Source organism: Ruegeria sp. BJ3 (assembly GCF_056535665.1).
Map to the genome: position 1 here is coordinate 1,068,614 of NZ_JBQFIT010000001.1, position 16,211 is coordinate 1,084,824.

Annotated in this window: 20 protein-coding genes; 12 read left to right on the top strand and 8 right to left on the bottom strand. The window is 60.4% G+C overall.

Features of this window, described 5'->3' with window-relative positions; translation table 11 throughout:
• Positions 1–165 precede the first annotated feature (165 nt).
• Together thyX and ACR3EL_RS05345 are read left to right on the top strand one after the other, a co-directional pair.
• Entirely contained in the window at positions 166–1,077 is a 912-nt protein-coding gene (gene thyX / locus ACR3EL_RS05340) for an FAD-dependent thymidylate synthase (protein ID WP_093962566.1), read from the top strand.
• Between the two features lie 58 nt (positions 1,078–1,135).
• Positions 1,136–1,429 carry a hypothetical protein gene (locus tag ACR3EL_RS05345; protein WP_260063254.1) on the top strand — a complete coding sequence of 98 codons (294 nt, stop codon included), beginning with the start codon at positions 1,136–1,138 and terminating at the stop codon, positions 1,427–1,429.
• Positions 1,430–1,511: 82 nt separating this feature from the next.
• Here the strand turns inward: ACR3EL_RS05345 and ACR3EL_RS05350 are convergent, their stop codons facing one another.
• On the bottom strand, positions 1,512–1,718 hold the full coding sequence (locus ACR3EL_RS05350; RefSeq protein ID WP_008758035.1) for a cold-shock protein: 207 nt from the start codon (positions 1,716–1,718) through the stop codon (positions 1,512–1,514).
• A 213-nt stretch (positions 1,719–1,931) separates the two neighbouring features.
• Here ACR3EL_RS05350 and ACR3EL_RS05355 point away from each other — a divergent pair, with 213 nt between their 5' ends.
• Complete coding sequence (locus ACR3EL_RS05355) at positions 1,932–2,249, top strand: ArsC/Spx/MgsR family protein (protein WP_170337810.1); 318 nt, start codon at positions 1,932–1,934, stop codon at positions 2,247–2,249.
• A 42-nt stretch (positions 2,250–2,291) separates the two neighbouring features.
• Entirely contained in the window at positions 2,292–2,660 is a 369-nt protein-coding gene (locus tag ACR3EL_RS05360) for a hypothetical protein (protein WP_170337812.1), read from the top strand.
• 1 nt (position 2,661) lies between these two features.
• Here ACR3EL_RS05360 and ACR3EL_RS05365 read toward each other — a convergent pair whose 3' ends face one another.
• From ACR3EL_RS05365 to thrS, 5 genes are all read right to left on the bottom strand, one after another.
• A complete protein-coding gene (locus tag ACR3EL_RS05365; RefSeq protein WP_093962563.1) occupies positions 2,662–3,189 on the bottom strand; it encodes a DoxX family membrane protein in 528 nt (175 codons plus the stop codon).
• On the bottom strand, positions 3,186–3,950 hold the full coding sequence (locus ACR3EL_RS05370; RefSeq protein ID WP_170337813.1) for an HvfC/BufC N-terminal domain-containing protein: 765 nt from the start codon (positions 3,948–3,950) through the stop codon (positions 3,186–3,188). Before ACR3EL_RS05370 ends, ACR3EL_RS05365 begins: the two co-directional genes overlap by 4 nt.
• Positions 3,947–4,804 carry an MNIO family bufferin maturase gene (gene bufB / locus ACR3EL_RS05375; RefSeq protein ID WP_093962561.1) on the bottom strand — a complete coding sequence of 286 codons (858 nt, stop codon included), beginning with the start codon at positions 4,802–4,804 and terminating at the stop codon, positions 3,947–3,949. Before bufB ends, ACR3EL_RS05370 begins: the two co-directional genes overlap by 4 nt.
• A 73-nt stretch (positions 4,805–4,877) precedes the next feature.
• A complete protein-coding gene (locus ACR3EL_RS05380) occupies positions 4,878–5,180 on the bottom strand; it encodes a BufA1 family periplasmic bufferin-type metallophore (RefSeq protein WP_005982123.1) in 303 nt (100 codons plus the stop codon).
• Positions 5,181–5,402: 222 nt separating this feature from the next.
• Positions 5,403–7,361, bottom strand: coding sequence for a threonine--tRNA ligase (gene thrS, locus ACR3EL_RS05385; RefSeq protein WP_170337815.1), 1,959 nt, complete (start codon positions 7,359–7,361; stop codon positions 5,403–5,405).
• A gap of 219 nt (positions 7,362–7,580) precedes the next feature.
• On the opposite strand from thrS, the gene ACR3EL_RS05390 reads away from it, so the two are divergent.
• The 5 genes from ACR3EL_RS05390 (at position 7,581) to ACR3EL_RS05410 (ending at position 11,177) form a co-directional block, all read left to right on the top strand.
• The gene (locus tag ACR3EL_RS05390; protein ID WP_170337817.1) at positions 7,581–8,330 is read left to right on the top strand and encodes an alpha/beta hydrolase; all 750 of its coding nucleotides are present in this window, start codon (positions 7,581–7,583) and stop codon (positions 8,328–8,330) included.
• Positions 8,330–9,322 carry an alpha/beta hydrolase gene (locus ACR3EL_RS05395; RefSeq protein WP_170337819.1) on the top strand — a complete coding sequence of 331 codons (993 nt, stop codon included), beginning with the start codon at positions 8,330–8,332 and terminating at the stop codon, positions 9,320–9,322. Before ACR3EL_RS05390 ends, ACR3EL_RS05395 begins: the two co-directional genes overlap by 1 nt.
• Positions 9,322–9,747 (top strand): VOC family protein, encoded by a 426-nt coding sequence (locus tag ACR3EL_RS05400; RefSeq protein WP_170337820.1) that lies wholly within the window; start codon positions 9,322–9,324, stop codon positions 9,745–9,747. The genes ACR3EL_RS05395 and ACR3EL_RS05400 overlap by 1 nt, the downstream gene beginning before the upstream one ends.
• Positions 9,748–9,767: 20 nt before the next feature.
• Positions 9,768–10,382, top strand: a complete 615-nt coding sequence (locus ACR3EL_RS05405) for a hypothetical protein (protein ID WP_170339406.1) — start codon at positions 9,768–9,770, stop codon at positions 10,380–10,382.
• Between the two features lie 84 nt (positions 10,383–10,466).
• A complete protein-coding gene (locus tag ACR3EL_RS05410) occupies positions 10,467–11,177 on the top strand; it encodes an alpha/beta fold hydrolase (RefSeq protein WP_170337822.1) in 711 nt (236 codons plus the stop codon).
• Here ACR3EL_RS05410 and ACR3EL_RS05415 read toward each other — a convergent pair.
• Together ACR3EL_RS05415 and phaZ are read right to left on the bottom strand one after the other, a co-directional pair.
• The gene (locus tag ACR3EL_RS05415) at positions 11,174–11,758 is read right to left on the bottom strand and encodes a DUF6151 family protein (RefSeq protein ID WP_170337824.1); all 585 of its coding nucleotides are present in this window, start codon (positions 11,756–11,758) and stop codon (positions 11,174–11,176) included. The two genes, ACR3EL_RS05410 and ACR3EL_RS05415, sit on opposite strands and share 4 nt — an antisense overlap.
• Complete coding sequence (gene phaZ, locus ACR3EL_RS05420) at positions 11,758–13,029, bottom strand: polyhydroxyalkanoate depolymerase (RefSeq protein ID WP_170337826.1); 1,272 nt, start codon at positions 13,027–13,029, stop codon at positions 11,758–11,760. Before phaZ ends, ACR3EL_RS05415 begins: the two co-directional genes overlap by 1 nt.
• A gap of 111 nt (positions 13,030–13,140) precedes the next feature.
• Here phaZ and ACR3EL_RS05425 point away from each other — a divergent pair, with 111 nt between their 5' ends.
• From ACR3EL_RS05425 to phaR, 3 genes are all read left to right on the top strand, one after another.
• The gene (locus tag ACR3EL_RS05425) at positions 13,141–14,943 is read left to right on the top strand and encodes a PHA/PHB synthase family protein (RefSeq protein WP_170337827.1); all 1,803 of its coding nucleotides are present in this window, start codon (positions 13,141–13,143) and stop codon (positions 14,941–14,943) included.
• A 130-nt stretch (positions 14,944–15,073) separates the two neighbouring features.
• Positions 15,074–15,520 (top strand): phasin family protein, encoded by a 447-nt coding sequence (locus tag ACR3EL_RS05430; RefSeq protein ID WP_005982142.1) that lies wholly within the window; start codon positions 15,074–15,076, stop codon positions 15,518–15,520.
• Positions 15,521–15,656: 136 nt separating this feature from the next.
• Positions 15,657–16,211 (top strand): polyhydroxyalkanoate synthesis repressor PhaR, encoded by a 555-nt coding sequence (gene phaR, locus ACR3EL_RS05435; protein WP_170337829.1) that lies wholly within the window; start codon positions 15,657–15,659, stop codon positions 16,209–16,211.

Sequence of the window (16,211 nt, forward strand, 5' to 3'; positions counted from 1 at the left end):
TCGGTGTTGATGATTGTGTGCAGCTTAGCGCGCTGCAGGGGCGTGTCGAGGGGGCGGTCGCAGAGAAACCGAAAAATGCGCGACGCAGCACACATATGGCGGTTTCAGTGCTGATGTTGCCGATATATAGTGGTCGGCGACTCATTTCAAAAACGAGGTATGTCCATGCCGCTGTCCGCCGAACAACTGGCCGAGATCGAAGAGCAACGCGCACAAACGCAGTCGACCCGCCGTGTTGTGGCTCCGGGTATGGAACAGCACCTCTACACTGCGCATCCTGTTCTGGACCACGGATTCGTGCGGGTCATCGACTATATGGGCGATGATGCTGCGATCTGCCAGGCGGCCCGCGTGTCCTATGGCAAAGGTACGAAGTCCGTACAGAATGACGAGGGGTTGATCCGCTACCTGATGCGCCACTGGCATTCGACCCCGTTCGAGATGTGCGAAGTGAAACTGCACGTGAAACTGCCGGTCTTCGTGGCCCGTCAGTGGATCCGCCACCGGACGGCCAACGTGAACGAATACTCGGCCCGTTATTCGATCCTTGACCGAGAATTCTACATTCCCGCGCCGGATCAGCTTGCGGCGCAATCAGCGATCAACAATCAGGGGCGGGGCGAGGCGCTGCAGGGCGAAGAGGCTGCGCGCGTGCTGGACATTCTCAAGGCCGACAGCGCCCGCTGCTATGACAATTACGAAGCGATGATCGGCCAAGATGGCCAGCAGGGTCTGGCGCGCGAACTGGCGCGGATGAACCTGCCGGCAAACATCTACACGCAGTGGTATTGGAAGGTGGACCTGCACAATCTGTTCCACTTCCTGCGCCTGCGGGCAGATCCGCATGCGCAATACGAGATCCGCGTCTATGCCGAAACCATGTGCAAGATCGTAGCCGACTGGGTACCGTTCGCGTACAAGGCGTTCGAAGACTATCGCCTGGGTGCGGTCAACCTGTCGGCGCAGATGGTCGAAGCGCTGCGTCGGATGCTGAAGGGCGAGCAGGTGACGCAGGAAAACTCGGGCATGACTGCGCGCGAATGGCGTGAGTTCGAAGCGGTGATCCGCGAAGGCTGATCGCCACCTGTTCGGATTGTCATGATCCTGTTACACTTTGGGCATGACGTTCAGCTTGATGTTTAGAACTGCAGCGATCGCTTTGTTGCTGGGCCAGCCAGCGTATGCAAAGTCGCCAATCGCTGAGGTGATCTGCGAGCCCACGGCGCGGATGCATGACAAACTGCGCCACCAATTTGGGGCGCAGCAGACCGCCTCTGGTGTTCGCGGACCCGAGCAGATCATGGAGGTGTGGACCAGCCGTCGCGGTGACTGGACCCTTGTCGTAACCTATGCGACCGGGACGTCCTGCATTGTGGCCATGGGCGACAACTGGACAAACCGCATCGAGACCGACCCGACGCGAGGCTAGACTATCCGGGAAGAGGGTGGACAACGGCCTGTCAATTGGCCGTTGACCTTGTTTCGTCGCACCCGCCAGTTGGCGGGCCCTTTTACAATGGCTTCAAATCAGCCGCCATTTGGCGGCCGTCACGTCCGTCCTGCAACTCGTACGAGACTTTCTGATTGTCGGCGAGTCCGGTCAGGCCGGATCGTTCTACGGCCGAGATATGCACAAACACATCCTTACCCCCTTCATCGGGGGCAATAAAACCATAGCCTTTGGTCGTATTGAACCACTTCACGGTGCCGGTTGGCATTTCCCGTGTCTCCTTCTCCTTGCGCGTCACCCAGCAAATCGGCAGGGCATAGTCAAAGCGACCACAAACCCACGCAGTTCCGAACGAACGAGACGGCGCAAATTGTGTGTTTCGCCTTTTTCAACATTGCACGGTGAAGTAAAAAATCAAGGAATACTGGGTTAACCTATTCGTTTTGCCCGAAATTGCTGCAACGACCGGAGTAGATACACTATGCGCCTTTTTGGCCTGAAGACCTGCGATACCTGCCGTAAGGCACTGAAATCACTTCCTGATGCCGAATTCATCGATGTCCGAGGCGCGGGTGTTCCTTCGGAGGTGTTGGCCAAAGCGTTTGACCAGTTCGGCGAAGCCTTGCTCAACACCCGCTCGACAACCTGGCGTGGATTAGACGACGATCAACGCTCGCGACCGCCGCTGGAACTGCTGGCGGATCATCCTGCCCTGATGAAACGTCCGCTGATCGAATGGGACGGGCACTTGTTCCTGGGCTGGACCCCGCAAACCCGCACAGCCCTTGGCATTGCTTGATCGGGTGACTATCTGAACCGGCGCAACAATCAGGAATACTTCATGCGAAACGCAGCGATGATATTGGGTGTCATTGCCGGTCTGGTCGGAATGATCGTCGGTTTTTTTGGGTACGGGTTTGTCGAGCTTGTGGATCGTTACGGCGAGATCGAGGGGCTCGCAGAACAGGTGGACAACCCCCAGCTTATCAAGACGGCATCGCTTCTGGCGCCGTTGCTGGCGATTGCCGGGGGTGCCATGGCGCATGCGCGTGCTCTGTTGGCCGGTGTGTTGTTGCTGATTTCCGCGGCGGGGATGTACTACGCCTTTGGCTTCGGCGTGTTCACCATGTTCCCGATTGCCTTCGCCGGCGTTGCGGGGCTGCTTGGGATCGCCGCGGGCAAGCCGGACGAACCCAAAGCGCATTTCTAGATCATTTCAGGCGTAGAACCCTGTCGAGCGAGAGCGGGCCCGCGCCGTTGATCACGATCACCACGAACAGGAAGGTCCACATAACCCGCTGATCCATCAGGGTTATGGTGTTGTCGAACAGACCGCCCAGCTTGACCCCGTGCCCGGTGACATCGGTGAAGGTCTGGACCCAGACGAACCCGATCATGCCCAGGGCGGCAAGGCGGGTCAGCAGCCCCACCAGAAGCAATGCAGGCAGGATGAACTCGGCCCAGGTTCCGGCGACGGCAACGGGCCAGGTAAAGAACCCTAGCTGCGAGCTGTCGTAGCCGACGGCCTCCATGGCCTTGGGGAAGATCTGCACATAGGCCCCGTCCGAGGGGAACAGGAACCCGAAAAACCCGCTGCCCAGCTTGGTCATGGCCGAGTTCCAGTAATAGACCAGAAGAACCGCTATGAAAGTCAGCCGCGCCACGGTCGGTGTCAGCCAGTTCGAGGCGTGGTCCAGCTTTCCGAGAACGGAATTGTGCATAGAAATCAGGGCAGTCATGTTTCCGGCCTTTCGATAGTCACTGAAGTAATCGCACTGCCCTGCAGCAGCAGTGCCAGGGTGGCGCCCAGGTCGAACTCGGGCGTCCGGGTGGTGGTTGCCTCGAAGGCCTGACCAATGGTCTGGCCGGCCTGCATGGCGGTGATCCAGTCGAACCCGCCGGGCGGCAGCAGGTGTGGCGACGGGTCAAATTCGGGGCGCGTGATCAGCACGTCCTGCGCGCCGGGCTGGGGCTTTGGCGCGCCGTCTTCGGTGTTGAACCGCCAGATGGCGTGGATGGGCCAGTCGGACCGGATCAGCTGCATGGTTGGGGCAAAGCCCAGCCGCGCCTGCATCAGGTCTTCGGGCGGCAGGGCGGCCAGCGCGTCGGGCGTGATCGGTTGGCTGTCGGCGGCGTGGTAGGACCGGCGCAAGGCCAGTTCCAGCCGCGCCACGTCGGGCAGATAGCCAAGATGCGCCAGTTGTTCGGTGTCGGCGAGGAATTCGGGGAAGTTCTCGCCATAGAACATCATCAGCGGAGAGCTAGGCGGGTGCTGACGCAGGTAGATTCCGGCCAGGCCGTCCATGTTCTGCGGACCCAGCAGCTTGGTTATGACCGGAAAGGCCTGATGCATGGCTTCGGTCAGAGACACGGCCACGTTGTTGCGGTAGACGCTGAAGCGGCGTCCGGCGGGGCGGGCCTGATCGTCCAGCAACCCCTCGGGCACGGGGGCCGTCGGGTCCAGCAGGGCCGCCCGGAACTCTGATTGCGAAACGCTCATGCCGGGATCCGGTCCAGCGCGGATTGCGCGCGTTCGGCCTCGGAGCGCAAGGTGGGCCAGTCGGGCACGTCGTTGTCCCATTCGATCAGCACGGGTTTGGGGCCTGACTGGTCGAGCACATAGTCCAGCAACGCCCAGACCGGATCGACGACGGCGCGGCCGTGGCTGTCGATCAGCAGGGGTTGGCCGTGATCGTCCTGATCCTCGTCATGGCCCCCCAGGTGGATCTCGCCAACCTGGTCCAGAGGGTAGGCGTCGATATAGGCCTGCGGGCTGTAATTCAGATTGGTGGCCGAGACGAAGACGTTGTTGACGTCCAGCAGCAGGCCACATCCAGTCCGGCGCGTGATCTCGCGCAAGAAGTCGGGTTCGGACCACGTGCTTTCAGCAAAAGCGAGATAGCTGGAAGGGTTTTCCAGCAGCATCTGCCGGCCCACCGTCTCCTGTACCTGATCGATATGATCGCAGATGCGGGTCAGTGTGGCGTCGGTATAGGGCAGGGGCAGCAGATCGTTCAGGAACTGGCTGTCATGGGTGGACCATGCCAGATGCTCCGAAAAGCTGGCCGGGTTCAGCCAGCCCACAAGATGCTTCAGGCGGGCCAGGTGCTCGGCGTCCAGCGGCCCTTCGCCACCGATGGACAGGCCCACGCCGTGCACCGAAATGGGAAACCGTTCGGACAGGTGGCGCAGCTGCGCCAGCGGTCGACCGCCGTCGCCCATGTAGTTTTCGGCGTGAATTTCCAGCCAGCCGACCGGGCCGGGCTGGTCAAGGATCTCGGTGTAGTGCTGCGGCTTGTAGCCGACCCCGGGCGCGGCGGGCAGCCGTTGCATTCTGCGGGCGTCATCCAACATCGCGTGATCCTTCTCAGCAAGAAACAGGGCGGGCTGTTTGGTTTAGCCCGCCCCTGACATTCCTTCCCGTGCCTTATGCCGGCAGATCGCGTTCCAGCGGCTCGAGCGAGCCTTTGCGGGGCGTTCCGTCCGCGGATTTGGGCAGCTCGATGTCGGCGCAAGTGCCCGCATCGACCAACGTCCAGGCGTTGCCTTGGTAGTCCACAGTCGAGGTACCGGCACATGTGGTGCCCGGACCGGCAGCGCAGTCATTCTGGCCTGCCAGCGATACGCCATAGCATTTTTCTTTGGCCTGAGCGGCGGCGGTGGTTGCAGAGCCCGCAACAGCTGCGGCAACGGCGCTTGCGATTACGAGGGTTTTGGCGGTGTTCGACATCTCAGGTAATCCTTTTCGTGATTGCGTATGTCTGCTTGTGACAGTGACAAAGGTAACGGCTGACACTGCTCTGTTGAATTCACGAGCCCGTGTCTCACGGCTGTGTCAGCGAGCGTTAATGCCCCTTGCAAGTTAACACACTGTTATAAATTAGGAAATCCAGAAATGTTTCATTCCGGCCCCGTGCTGGGGGCCGGATCGGCGGCAAGACTGTGCCGATTGTTACAGAAGATCAGGGGGCGTGGCCGCGTGCGCCAGCTCTTTTGTTACAGCGTCAAGCGGCTGGACCTGGGTCTGCTTCTCGCCAAGGCGGCGCACACTGACGGTGCGCTCCTCGACCTCGCGGTGGCCGACGGCCAGGATCACTGGCACCTTGCCGACCGAATGTTCGCGGACCTTGTAGTTGATCTTCTCGTTGCGGATGTCGGCCTCGGCCCGGACACCGGCAGCCTTGAGCGTTTCGACCACTTCCAGAACATAGTCATCGGCCTCGGAGGTGATCGAGGCCACGACGACCTGGCGCGGCGCCAGCCAGAAAGGAAGTTTGCCGGCGTGTTCTTCGATCAGGATGCCGATGAACCGTTCGAACGATCCCAGGCAGGCGCGGTGCAGCATCACCGGACGGTGTTTGGCACCATCGGCGCCGATATAGGTGGCGTCCAGCCGTTCGGGCAGGACGAAATCCACCTGGAAGGTGCCGCATTGCCAGTCACGCCCGATCGCGTCGGTCAGGACGAATTCCAGTTTCGGCCCATAGAAGGCACCTTCGCCGGGGTTCAGTTCCGGCTCGACCCCTGCTGCGCGGGTGGCGGTCAGCAGGGCCTCTTCGGCCTTGTCCCAGACCTCGTCCGAGCCGGCGCGCTGTTCGGGGCGGTCCGAGAATTTGACCTTGAAACTGTCAAAGCCCAGATCCTTGTAGACATCGGTCAGAAACCCGATGAAGCGGGCACATTCGTCGCCGATCTGGTCCTCGGTCGAGAAGATATGCGCGTCGTCCTGGGCAAAGCCGCGGACCCGCATGATGCCATGCAGCGCGCCCGAGGGTTCGTAGCGCGCGCAGGATCCGAACTCGGCCATGCGCAGCGGCAGGTCGCGATAGGATTTCAGGCCCTGCTTGAAGATTTCCACGTGGCAGGGACAGTTCATCGGCTTGAGCGCGTTCACGGCCTTTTCGCGGGCGTGTTCCTCGTCAACTTCGACGATGAACATGTTTTCCTGGTACTTGTCCCAGTGGCCCGAGCGTTCCCAAAGCTTGCGGTCGACCACCTGCGGGGTGTTGACCTCGACATAGCCGCCTCGGTGCTGGGCACGCCGCATATAGTCCTGCAGCGTGGTGTAGATGGTCCAGCCGTTGGGGTGCCAGAAGATCTGGCCAGGGGCCTCTTCCTGCATGTGGAACAGGTCCATCTCGCGGCCCAGCTTGCGGTGGTCGCGCTTGGCGGCCTCTTCCAGCATGTGCAGGTGCGCCTTCAGCTTTTCCTTGCCGGTGAAGGCCACGCCGTAGATGCGTTGCAGCATCGGGCGGTTGCTGTCGCCGCGCCAGTAGGCGCCGGCGATCGACATCAGCTTGAAGGCGTCACCGGGCAGTTGGCCGGTATGCTGCAGGTGCGGACCGCGGCACAGGTCCTGCCAGTGGCCGTGCCAATACATGCGCACCGGCTCGTCACCCGGGATCGCCTCGATCAGCTCGACCTTGTAGGGCTCGTTGTTGGCCTTGTAGAACGCGATGGCACGCTCGCGGTCCCAGATCTCGGTGGTGACGGGATCGCGCTTGTTGATGATCTCTTTCATCTTTTTTTCGATGAGGCCGAGATCTTCGGGCGTGAAGGGTTCCGAGCGGTCAAAGTCGTAGTACCAGCCGTTTTCGATGACCGGGCCGATGGTGACCTTGGTGTCAGGCCAGATTTCCTGCACCGCGCGGGCCATCACGTGGGCAAAGTCGTGGCGGATCAGTTCGTTGGCCTGGGCCTCGTCCTTCATCGTATGGAGAGCGATTTCGGCATCCTGTTCGATGGGCCACTGCAGGTCCCAGTGCTGGCCGTTGACGGTGGCCGAGATGGCCTTTTTCGCCAGCGAGGTGGAGATGTCGGCCGCGACCTCGGCCGGCGTAACGCCTGCCGCGTAGGATCGGGAATTGCCATCGGGGAAGGTAAGAGAGACGGATTTTGAATCCAAGGCCATGGTCTGGCTCTCCTCGTCGGTTTGGCGCCCACTGAACGCCCGGTTGCGGGTTATGGTGTCGGGTCCGTTTGGCAGTTGGTGGTGTCCGTGTCAAGCGTTGGCGGGCAGAGGGCTCTGCTCCTGGCGTGCCGCGGGATATCTGCCTCCAGATGACGGAGGGGCGGGAATTGCACTTGGGCGCGGCGCGTGCATGATGCTGGAAAAGCATGTGAGGATTTCATGGCAGCAACGACATTTCTGGAAACGCCGCAGGGGCGGCGGCTGGCCTATCATAAGAGCGAAGGGACAGGGCCCGCGGTCGTTTTTCTGGGTGGCCTCAAGTCGGACATGGAGGGCACCAAGGCGGTGCATCTGGAGGACTGGGCGCGGGCGCGTGGGCAGGCCTACTTGCGGTTCGACTATTCCGGGCACGGGGAAAGCTCCGGCCGGTTCGAGGAAGGGTGCATCGGGGATTGGCATGAAGACACGGTTGCGGCGGTTTCAGCGCTGACCGAAGGGCCGTTGATTGTGGTGGGTTCGTCCATGGGCGGCTGGCAGGCGTTGCTGCTGGCGCGGGCCATGCCCGAGCGGATCGCCGGCATGGTCACCATCGCGGCGGCGCCGGATTTCACCGAGGACGGCTATTGGGCCTCGTTCACAGACGCGCAGAAAGAGGCGTTGGAGACGGTCGGGCACGTTGAACTGCCTTCGGACTACATGGAGCCCTACATCATCACCAAGCGGATGATCGAAGATGGGCGGACGCGGCTGGTATTGCGGTCGCCGTTGAACCTGCCGTTCCCGGTACGGTTTCTGCAAGGCACGGCGGATACGGCGGTTTCGGTCGACACCGCTGTACGGCTGCTCGACCATGCCAGCGGTCCGGACATGCGGTTGTTGCTGGTCAAGGATGCGGATCACCGGTTCTCGGACGGGCCGTGCCTGGGGCTGATCGAGGATGCGGTTCGCGACGTGATGGGGACAAACTGATGCGGCGGCTGGGGCGGTTTCTCGGGCGGGCCTTGCTGGCGTTGGTGGTGGTCGGCGGGCTGATCTACTGGTTCGGCCCGCGCGAAGAAGTGGATCTGCACCCGCGGTTCGATCCGCGCAAGTTCGGCGAGGGGGTTCAGGTCTATTTCGAAAGCATCGAGTCCGCCTATGACGACATCGTACCGGGTGTCGAAAAGCGGGTGATCTGGCAGGACGGGTTCAAGGAACGTCGCGCGCCATATTCGGTGCTCTATGTGCACGGGTTCTCGGCCTCGTCCGAGGAAATCCGCCCGGTGCCCGACAGGATCGCCGAAGCGCTGGGGGCCAATCTTGTCTATACGCGCCTGCAGGGGCACGGGCGCGACGGGTTGGCAATGGCCGAAGGGACGGCCTCGGGCTGGATGCAGGACATGGCCGAAGGTCTGGCCGCCGCCCGCGCGGTGGGCGACACGGTTATCGTGATCTCGACCTCGACCGGGGGAACCCTGGCGGCAGCCGCGGCGCTGGACCCCGAGCTGAGCAAGGACGTGGTCGGGATGGTGTTCATCTCGCCCAATTTCGGGGTGCAGGCGGCCGGATCCTGGATACCATCACTGCCTTGGGCGCGCAGCTGGCTGCCGTTGCTGATGGGGGAAACCCGCGACGTGTCGGGCCCTGATCCGGAAAAGAACCTGTACTGGTCGTCCTCTTATCCGTGGGAGGCGGTGGTTCCGATGTCTGTTCTGGTGGATACCGTCGACGCGCTGGATTTTTCGGGTGCACTGGTGCCGGCTCTGTTCTGGTTCTCGGATGACGATCAGGTGGTTCGGCCCGACCTGACTCACAAAGTTGCAGAAGACTGGGGGGCACCTGCGACCGTTCAGACCGTAACCATGGGGCCGGGTGACGACCCGCAATCGCACGTCATTGCCGGACGGCTGATGTCGCCGGGGCAGACCGATGCGACGGTGGCGGGTATTCTGCAATGGCTGAACGGTTTGGGGGTAGAGTGATGGAGCAACGCGTCAGCCTGATCACGATCGGGGCCGAAGATCCCGAAGCCGCAGCCCGCTTTTACGAGGCGTTGGGCTGGCGCCGCACCGACAGCCCGGACGGGGTGATCGTTTTTGACCTGATCGGCCAGACGCTGGGTCTGTACCCATTGACCGCTCTGGCCGAAGAAATCGGGGTTGGCGTTGAAACCCTGGGGCGCGGCGCGATGACGCTCAGCCACAATTGCCGATCCAAGGAGGGTGTCGCTGAACTGTTGCACGCTGCCGAGGCAGCGGGGGCCGAAATCCTGAAACCAGCCTCAGACGTGTTCTGGGGCGGGCACCATGGGTACTTTCGGGCACCGGATGGCACGATCTGGGAAGTTGCGTTCAACCCGCACTCGGCCCTTGCGCCGGATGGGGCCTTTCGTTGGAACGGGTACTGAATATGCGCAGACCGGGCAGCATGTGGAGCCTCGAGACCCTCGGCCGCGTGCGCCTGTCGCGCCATTTCTTCATGCGCGAATTCCTTTATTCCGAGATCGGGAACTTTCACGAAAAACAGAACCTGCCGGACAACCCGGATCTGGCCATCGAAACCGGCCGTGCATTCTGCGAAACCCTTCTGGACCCGTTGGAGGAAACATTCGGGCGTGTTGCCGTCCGGTCTGGATACCGGTCACCCTCGCTGAACCGGTTTGGAAACGAGAACAAGTTGAACTGCGCGCGCAATGATCATCCCCTTGAATGCCACATCTGGGACCGCGGCACAGGCGAGGCGCGAATTGCCGGAGCCTCGATCGTGATCCCATGGTTTGCCGACCGTTACGCACAAGGCCGGGACTGGCGCGATCTGGCCTGGTGGATGCACGATCATCTGGATTATTCCGAGATCTGGTTCTTTCCCAAACTTTGCGCCTTCAACCTGGTGTGGCGGCCCACCCCGCTGCGCCGGATCGACAGCTACATTGCGCCGCGTGGCAGCCTGCTCCGGGCCGGCGCCGATCCGGATGAGACTCTGAGCGAACGCCGTCGGCGCTATGCGGACTTTCCCGAATTTCGCGCAATCCGCTATCCTTAAAGTTTTTCTTGCCCGTCTGCGCCGAAACTCTCATCCTGATCAACAAAACGGCCGAGCCGATCGGCCAGTACAAGGAGGCCCTGCGTGATCGAGCCGCTGGTCTTGCTGCCAGGATTGATGTGCGATGCTCGGCTGTTTCAGCCGCAGACAACCCGGCTGTCTCAGACCCGGCCGGTGATGGTCGCGCCGATCGGCGGCGGTGATCGGATCGAGGAGATTGCCTCGGCGCTTTTGGACCAGTTGCCGCACCGCTTTGCGTTGGCTGGTCTGAGCATGGGGGGCATTGTCGCGCTGGAACTGGTGCGCCGCGCCCCGGAACGCGTGACCCGCCTTTGCCTCATGGCGACGGATGCGCAGGCCGATACCCCCCAGATCGCAGCCGACCGCGAAGAGCTGATCGTTGCGGCGCAGGCTGGCCGTCTTGAGGATGTCATGCGCAAGGTTCTGGGCTCGGACACTCTGGCCCCCGGACCGCAGCGGATTCCGATATTGAACCACATGCTGGAAATGGCGCTGGAGCTGGGGCCGGACCTGTTCGTGCGCCAAATGCGCGCTCTGCAGCGCCGCCCGGATCAGCAGGGCACCCTGCGGAGGATAAAGGTGCCGACCTTGGTTCTGTGCGGGGCACACGACACTTTGACGCCGGTCAGAAAACACAGTTTCATGGCCGAGCTGATCCCCGGGGCCGCCTTGCATGTGGTGGACATGGCAGGGCATCTTCCAACGCTTGAGGCGCCGGGTGAAACCACGGACGCGCTGTCCGATTGGTTGAACATACCCGTGCGGGCTTTCTAGTCGTACAGCGCCTTGCGTTCTTCAAGGGTGATGACATGCGGAGCCACAACCGGCTTGCCTGTTGCGATGTCGAAGAACGGAGTTTGCTTCCAACGACCGGAAAGGCGCGCCGAAATGACTCTGCGGATCATGCCGAGAACAGCAGGAGCCACATTCTCGTGCTTCCATTTCCCATTCGCCTGCGGAACATGGGCGCGGGTCTTCACCGGCCCCAGAGGGGATGGATCGGAAAACCTGGCGACATCAAAACCAGCAAAGGGGAATTTCATGCTGCTGGTGGTGGTCGCCACAGGCGCGTTGCAGCATTTGGCGTACCATCGAAACAGACCTTTGGGGCCCAGCCGCATCACGGCCAGGTTCTCGGCGCCTTTCGTGATGCGGATATATTCGGGCGACATCTGAAAAATGTCGACCGGCCCGGGTGCGGGGTCAGGTTGGCCAAAATACAGCTGTCCGGCGCGGCAATCTGGGCAGAAACAGACGACATGGGTGCCGCTGGACACCCCCTTGGTCGTGATCTCGCCGATAAGCTCGCCGCAGTTGCAGGCGAACGGAAGGGCGGGGGCCGGGTCTGCGGACATCAAGCAACTTTGTTGCTGTTGGCAGCACGGCGGCGCGGTTTGCGGCTGTTTTCGTTCATGAAGTCTATGACCAGCGGGCGGATATTGTCCCGCCAACTGCGTCCGGCGAAGATACCGTAGTGGCCCGCGCCGGGTTCGACATGGCTGGCCTTTTTGCTGTCGGGCAGGCCGGTGCACAAGTCCAGCGCCGCGATACACTGACCAGGGGCCGAGATGTCGTCATTGGCGCCTTCGACCGTCTTGACCGCCACATCGGTGATTTTGCCGATGTCGACTTTGTGGCCAGCCACGATGAACTCATTCCGGGCGATCTCACGGTTCTTGAACACCCGCTCGACCGTCGAGAGGTAGAACTCTGCCGTCATGTCCATCACGGCCAGATATTCATCGTAGAAACGGTTGTGGGCGTCATGATCCGACGCCTCACCCCGCATGACGCGCTGGATCTGGTCGGAGAACGCCTTGCCGTGGCGCTCGGCATTCATCGACATGAAGGATGCCAATTGAAGAAGCCCGGGATAAACCATGCGTCCCACGCCCTTGTACTTGAAGCCCACCCGCTGGATCATCGTTTCCTCAAGCTGGCCCATGGTCACTCGGCGGCCGAAATCGGTGACTTCGGTCGGGGTTGCATCAGGGTCAACCGGGCCACCGATCAGCGTCAGCGTGCTGGGCTGCGCCTTGGGGTCGGTTTCGGCAAGGTACGCCGTCGCCGCGAGGGTCAGTGGCGCGGGCTGGCAGACAGCGACGACATGCGTGTCCGGCCCCAGCTCCTTCATGAAATCGACAAGGTACAGGGTGTAGTCCTCGACATCGAACTTGCCTTCGGACACGGGGATGTCGCGCGCGTTATGCCAATCGGTCACGTAGACTTCGCAATTGACCAGCAGGCTCTTCACGGTCGAGCGCAGCAGGGTGGCGTAGTGTCCGGACATCGGCGCAACCAACAGCACCTTGCGCGGTTGCTCTTTGCGGCCATTCACGCGAAAGTGGACCAGATCGCCAAACGGGCGTTCAAGCACGGAGGTGACATCCACCAGATGATCTTTGCCGTCTTCGCAGGTAAACGTTCGGATACCCCAATCGGGTTTCACGACCATGCGTTGAAACGTGCGTTCGGTTACTTCGCCCCACGCGGCCATCCAGTTGAATGCCGGGTTGGGGATCATGGAAAACTGGGGGTAGGACGCCATCGCGCTTGCGGTTGCACCAAGCCATTGGTTGGTGTTGCGCATGGTTTCCATCAGGTCGTAGGTCATCATGTAACGCACGGGAATGGCCTCCTAAATGTCAGCCTGAGAGTTCGGACCATTCGTCGCTTTGCCCCCCGGTGCCCACGACGATATTCTGCACAGCAGCGAGGTTAGGGGGGATTTGTTAAAATGACAACAAGTGAAGGCCACATGCCCGACTTAAGCGACGAACACGTTGAACGCCTTAAGGAAAATATGCTGAAAGTCGAAGATCTGTCCAAGCGGCTGATCGAGGTGATGGCGTCGAAAAAAGCTCATACTCCCGCGCTGGACGGCCCGAATCAGGAACTTTTTGCAAGAGCAGCAACAGCTTATTGGGCCGAGGCCCTGCAGAATCCGGCCAAGTTGTTGGAACAGCAGCTGGAATACTGGGGCAAGTCCGTCCTGAATTTTGCTGCGGCGCAGCAGGCCCTGCTGGCCGGCGAAGGCGAAGCGGACGAGGCTCCGAGCAAGGATAAACGCTTCTCGAACCCGCTTTGGGATACGAACCCATATTTCCGTCTCGTCCGCCAGCAATACTTGACCAATGCCGAAGCCATCGCGAACGCGGTGGAGTCGGTCGAGGACTTGGACGCCAAGGACAAGCGGCGGCTGAAATACTTCTCGCAGCAGATTGTCGACATGATGTCGCCAACGAATTTCCTGCCGACCAACCCCGACGCTCTGCAGAAGGCGATCGAAACCGATGGCCAGTCGCTGATCCAAGGGCTGGAGAATCTTGTTGCCGATCTCGAAGCGAATGATGGCGAGTTGATCGTCAAGCTGGCGGATGAAAACGCGTTCAAGGTGGGCGGCAACCTGGCCACAACGCCCGGCGAAGTCGTCTATCGAAATCGAATGATGGAACTGATCCAGTACAGTCCTGCGACCGAGACGGTGTATGAAACCCCCGTCGTTCTGTTCCCGCCTTGGATCAACAAGTTCTACATTCTGGATCTGAAGGCACAGAACAGTCTGATCAAGTGGATCACCGATCAGGGCTATACCTTGTTCGTCGTCAGCTGGGTCAATCCGGATGACAGCTATGCCGAAACGGGAATGGAAGACTACGTTCAGGACGGATTCCTGGCGGCGGTCGAAGAGGCCAAGAAGATCTGCAAGGTCAAACAGGTCAATACGGTCGGGTATTGTATTGCCGGCACGACCTTGAGCCTCACTCTGTCTCTTTTGAAACAGCGCGGTGACAAGTCAATCAAATCCGCCACGTTCTTCACGGCGCTGACCGATTTTTCGGATCAGGGCGAGTTTACCCCGTTCCTGCAGAATGATTTCATCGACGGGATCGAGAAAGAGGTGAACAAGGAAGGTGTGCTGCGGTCATGGATCATGGCGCGCACGATGTCGTTCCTTCGGTCTCGCGACCTGGTTTATGGACCGGCGATCCGCAGCTATATGCTGGGCGAGACGCCACCCGCCTTTGACCTGTTGTACTGGAACGGGGACGGCGCGAACCTGCCCGCGAAAATGGCTGTGCAGTATCTACGTGGCTTGTGTCAGCGCAACGAGTTCGCTTCGGACGGGTTCGAATTGATGGGCCACAAGCTGCATGTCCGCGACGTGGATGTGCCGTTGATGTCGATCACTTGCGAGACGGACCATATCGCCGCTTGGAAAGACTGCTATCGCGGCGTGCAGAAAATGGGATCACGCAGCAAAACCTTCATCGTTTCGGAATCGGGGCATATTGCAGGCATCGTCAATCCGCCCAGCAAAAAGAAATACGGTCACTATACCAACACCGATCTCAAGGCGGATGCCGACACCTGGATGAAAGAGGCAAGCTTCCACGAAGGCTCCTGGTGGCCCCGCTGGGAAGCCTGGTTGAAAAAGCGGTCTGGCAAGCAGGTTCCGGCACGCGAACCCGGTGATTCGAGCCACCCACCGTTGGCTCCGGCGCCAGGAACCTATGTAGTCGCCAAACCAAAGTCTTGATTTCACATTGAAACTAAAAAATTCTGCGCCGCAGCAACAAAAATCTTGAAATGCTGCGCCGCAGCAATCATATTGTCCTCAAGCTGATGAAACCCGGGGTGGGCCCGGACCGGCTGAAAGGATTAGGACAATGGCAAAGACCCAAGACTTCACCGCGACCCTGAAAGAAATGATGGGTGCGTTTCCGGTGGACACCACCGCAATGGAAAACGCGTTCAAATCGACCGCGACCCTGAACGAGAAACTGTCCGGCGTTGCGCTGGAAGCCGCCGAGAAGTCGGCCGAGATCTCGAGCAAGTGGACCAAGGACACCCTGGCCAAGCTGGCCGAGATGTCGAAAGCAAAGGCCGAGCCGGCCGACTATGCGAAGGCGATGACCGATTTCGCAAGCGCTTCGGCTGAAGTTGCTGCCGAAAACATGGCTGCTTTCGCTGAAATCGCCAAGAAAGTTCAGTCGGAAACCGTCGAACTGCTGATGGCTGCTGGCAAAGAAGCTGCGGAAGAAACCACCGCGGCCGTCAAGAAAGCCACCAACGAAGTAACCGCTGCTGCCAAGAAAGCAACGGCTGCCAAGTAAGCAAGATCCGCGAAACGCACCCATCCCTCCCAAATTGGTGCAATCGCTAAGGGCAGGTCCATTGGCCTGCCCTTTCTTTTTGTTCTGCAGTCGCATAACCTCTGCTGCAACGCATCATCCTTGGGGAGGGTAAACGGTGTCGGACAAAGATAAACCTCTGCTGATCAAGCGGTATGCAAGCCGTCGGCTGTATAACACCGAGACCAGCGACTACGTCACGCTCGAGGACATCGCTGGGTTCATCCGCGACGGGCGCGAGGTTCAGATTATCGACCTGAAAACCGGAGACGACCTGACACGACAGTATCTGCTTCAAATCATTGCCGAACATGAAAGCCGGGGTGAAAACGTTCTGCCTGTGAACGTGCTGAATGACCTTGTGCGCAGCTACATGGTGCCGGGCGGAGGCATGATGCCGCAATTCCTGCAATCCAGCTTTGAGATGCTGCGCGAAAGCCAGGCCAAGATGATGGAAAACATGAGTGCGATGAACCCCATGAGCAGCATGCCCGGGTTCGAAGCAATGCAGGCGCAGCAGCAGGCGTTCCTGAAGGCCATGACAGGCGGGCTGTCGGGCAATTGGTCCGGGCCGGACAAGGACGAAGAAGGCAAGTCCGAGTCCAAAGAAGACCTGGACGACATCAAGAAACAACTGGCCGAGTTGCAGCAGAAGCTTTCCAAGCTCAGTTGA

What these genes read in the sequence shown, in the direction of transcription:
- thyX (WP_093962566.1), top strand. Translation starts at nt 166, where the DNA reads ATGCCGCTGTCCGCCGAACAACTGGCCGAGATCGAAGAGCAACGCGCA.
- ACR3EL_RS05345 (WP_260063254.1), top strand. Translation starts at nt 1,136, where the DNA reads ATGTTTAGAACTGCAGCGATCGCTTTGTTGCTGGGCCAGCCAGCGTAT.
- ACR3EL_RS05350 (WP_008758035.1), bottom strand. Translation starts at nt 1,718, where the DNA reads ATGCCAACCGGCACCGTGAAGTGGTTCAATACGACCAAAGGCTATGGT.
- ACR3EL_RS05355 (WP_170337810.1), top strand. Translation starts at nt 1,932, where the DNA reads ATGCGCCTTTTTGGCCTGAAGACCTGCGATACCTGCCGTAAGGCACTG.
- ACR3EL_RS05360 (WP_170337812.1), top strand. Translation starts at nt 2,292, where the DNA reads ATGCGAAACGCAGCGATGATATTGGGTGTCATTGCCGGTCTGGTCGGA.
- ACR3EL_RS05365 (WP_093962563.1), bottom strand. Translation starts at nt 3,189, where the DNA reads ATGACTGCCCTGATTTCTATGCACAATTCCGTTCTCGGAAAGCTGGAC.
- ACR3EL_RS05370 (WP_170337813.1), bottom strand. Translation starts at nt 3,950, where the DNA reads ATGAGCGTTTCGCAATCAGAGTTCCGGGCGGCCCTGCTGGACCCGACG.
- bufB (WP_093962561.1), bottom strand. Translation starts at nt 4,804, where the DNA reads ATGTTGGATGACGCCCGCAGAATGCAACGGCTGCCCGCCGCGCCCGGG.
- ACR3EL_RS05380 (WP_005982123.1), bottom strand. Translation starts at nt 5,180, where the DNA reads ATGTCGAACACCGCCAAAACCCTCGTAATCGCAAGCGCCGTTGCCGCA.
- thrS (WP_170337815.1), bottom strand. Translation starts at nt 7,361, where the DNA reads ATGGCCTTGGATTCAAAATCCGTCTCTCTTACCTTCCCCGATGGCAAT.
- ACR3EL_RS05390 (WP_170337817.1), top strand. Translation starts at nt 7,581, where the DNA reads ATGGCAGCAACGACATTTCTGGAAACGCCGCAGGGGCGGCGGCTGGCC.
- ACR3EL_RS05395 (WP_170337819.1), top strand. Translation starts at nt 8,330, where the DNA reads ATGCGGCGGCTGGGGCGGTTTCTCGGGCGGGCCTTGCTGGCGTTGGTG.
- ACR3EL_RS05400 (WP_170337820.1), top strand. Translation starts at nt 9,322, where the DNA reads ATGGAGCAACGCGTCAGCCTGATCACGATCGGGGCCGAAGATCCCGAA.
- ACR3EL_RS05405 (WP_170339406.1), top strand. Translation starts at nt 9,768, where the DNA reads ATGTGGAGCCTCGAGACCCTCGGCCGCGTGCGCCTGTCGCGCCATTTC.
- ACR3EL_RS05415 (WP_170337824.1), bottom strand. Translation starts at nt 11,758, where the DNA reads ATGTCCGCAGACCCGGCCCCCGCCCTTCCGTTCGCCTGCAACTGCGGC.
- ACR3EL_RS05425 (WP_170337827.1), top strand. Translation starts at nt 13,141, where the DNA reads ATGACAACAAGTGAAGGCCACATGCCCGACTTAAGCGACGAACACGTT.
- ACR3EL_RS05430 (WP_005982142.1), top strand. Translation starts at nt 15,074, where the DNA reads ATGGCAAAGACCCAAGACTTCACCGCGACCCTGAAAGAAATGATGGGT.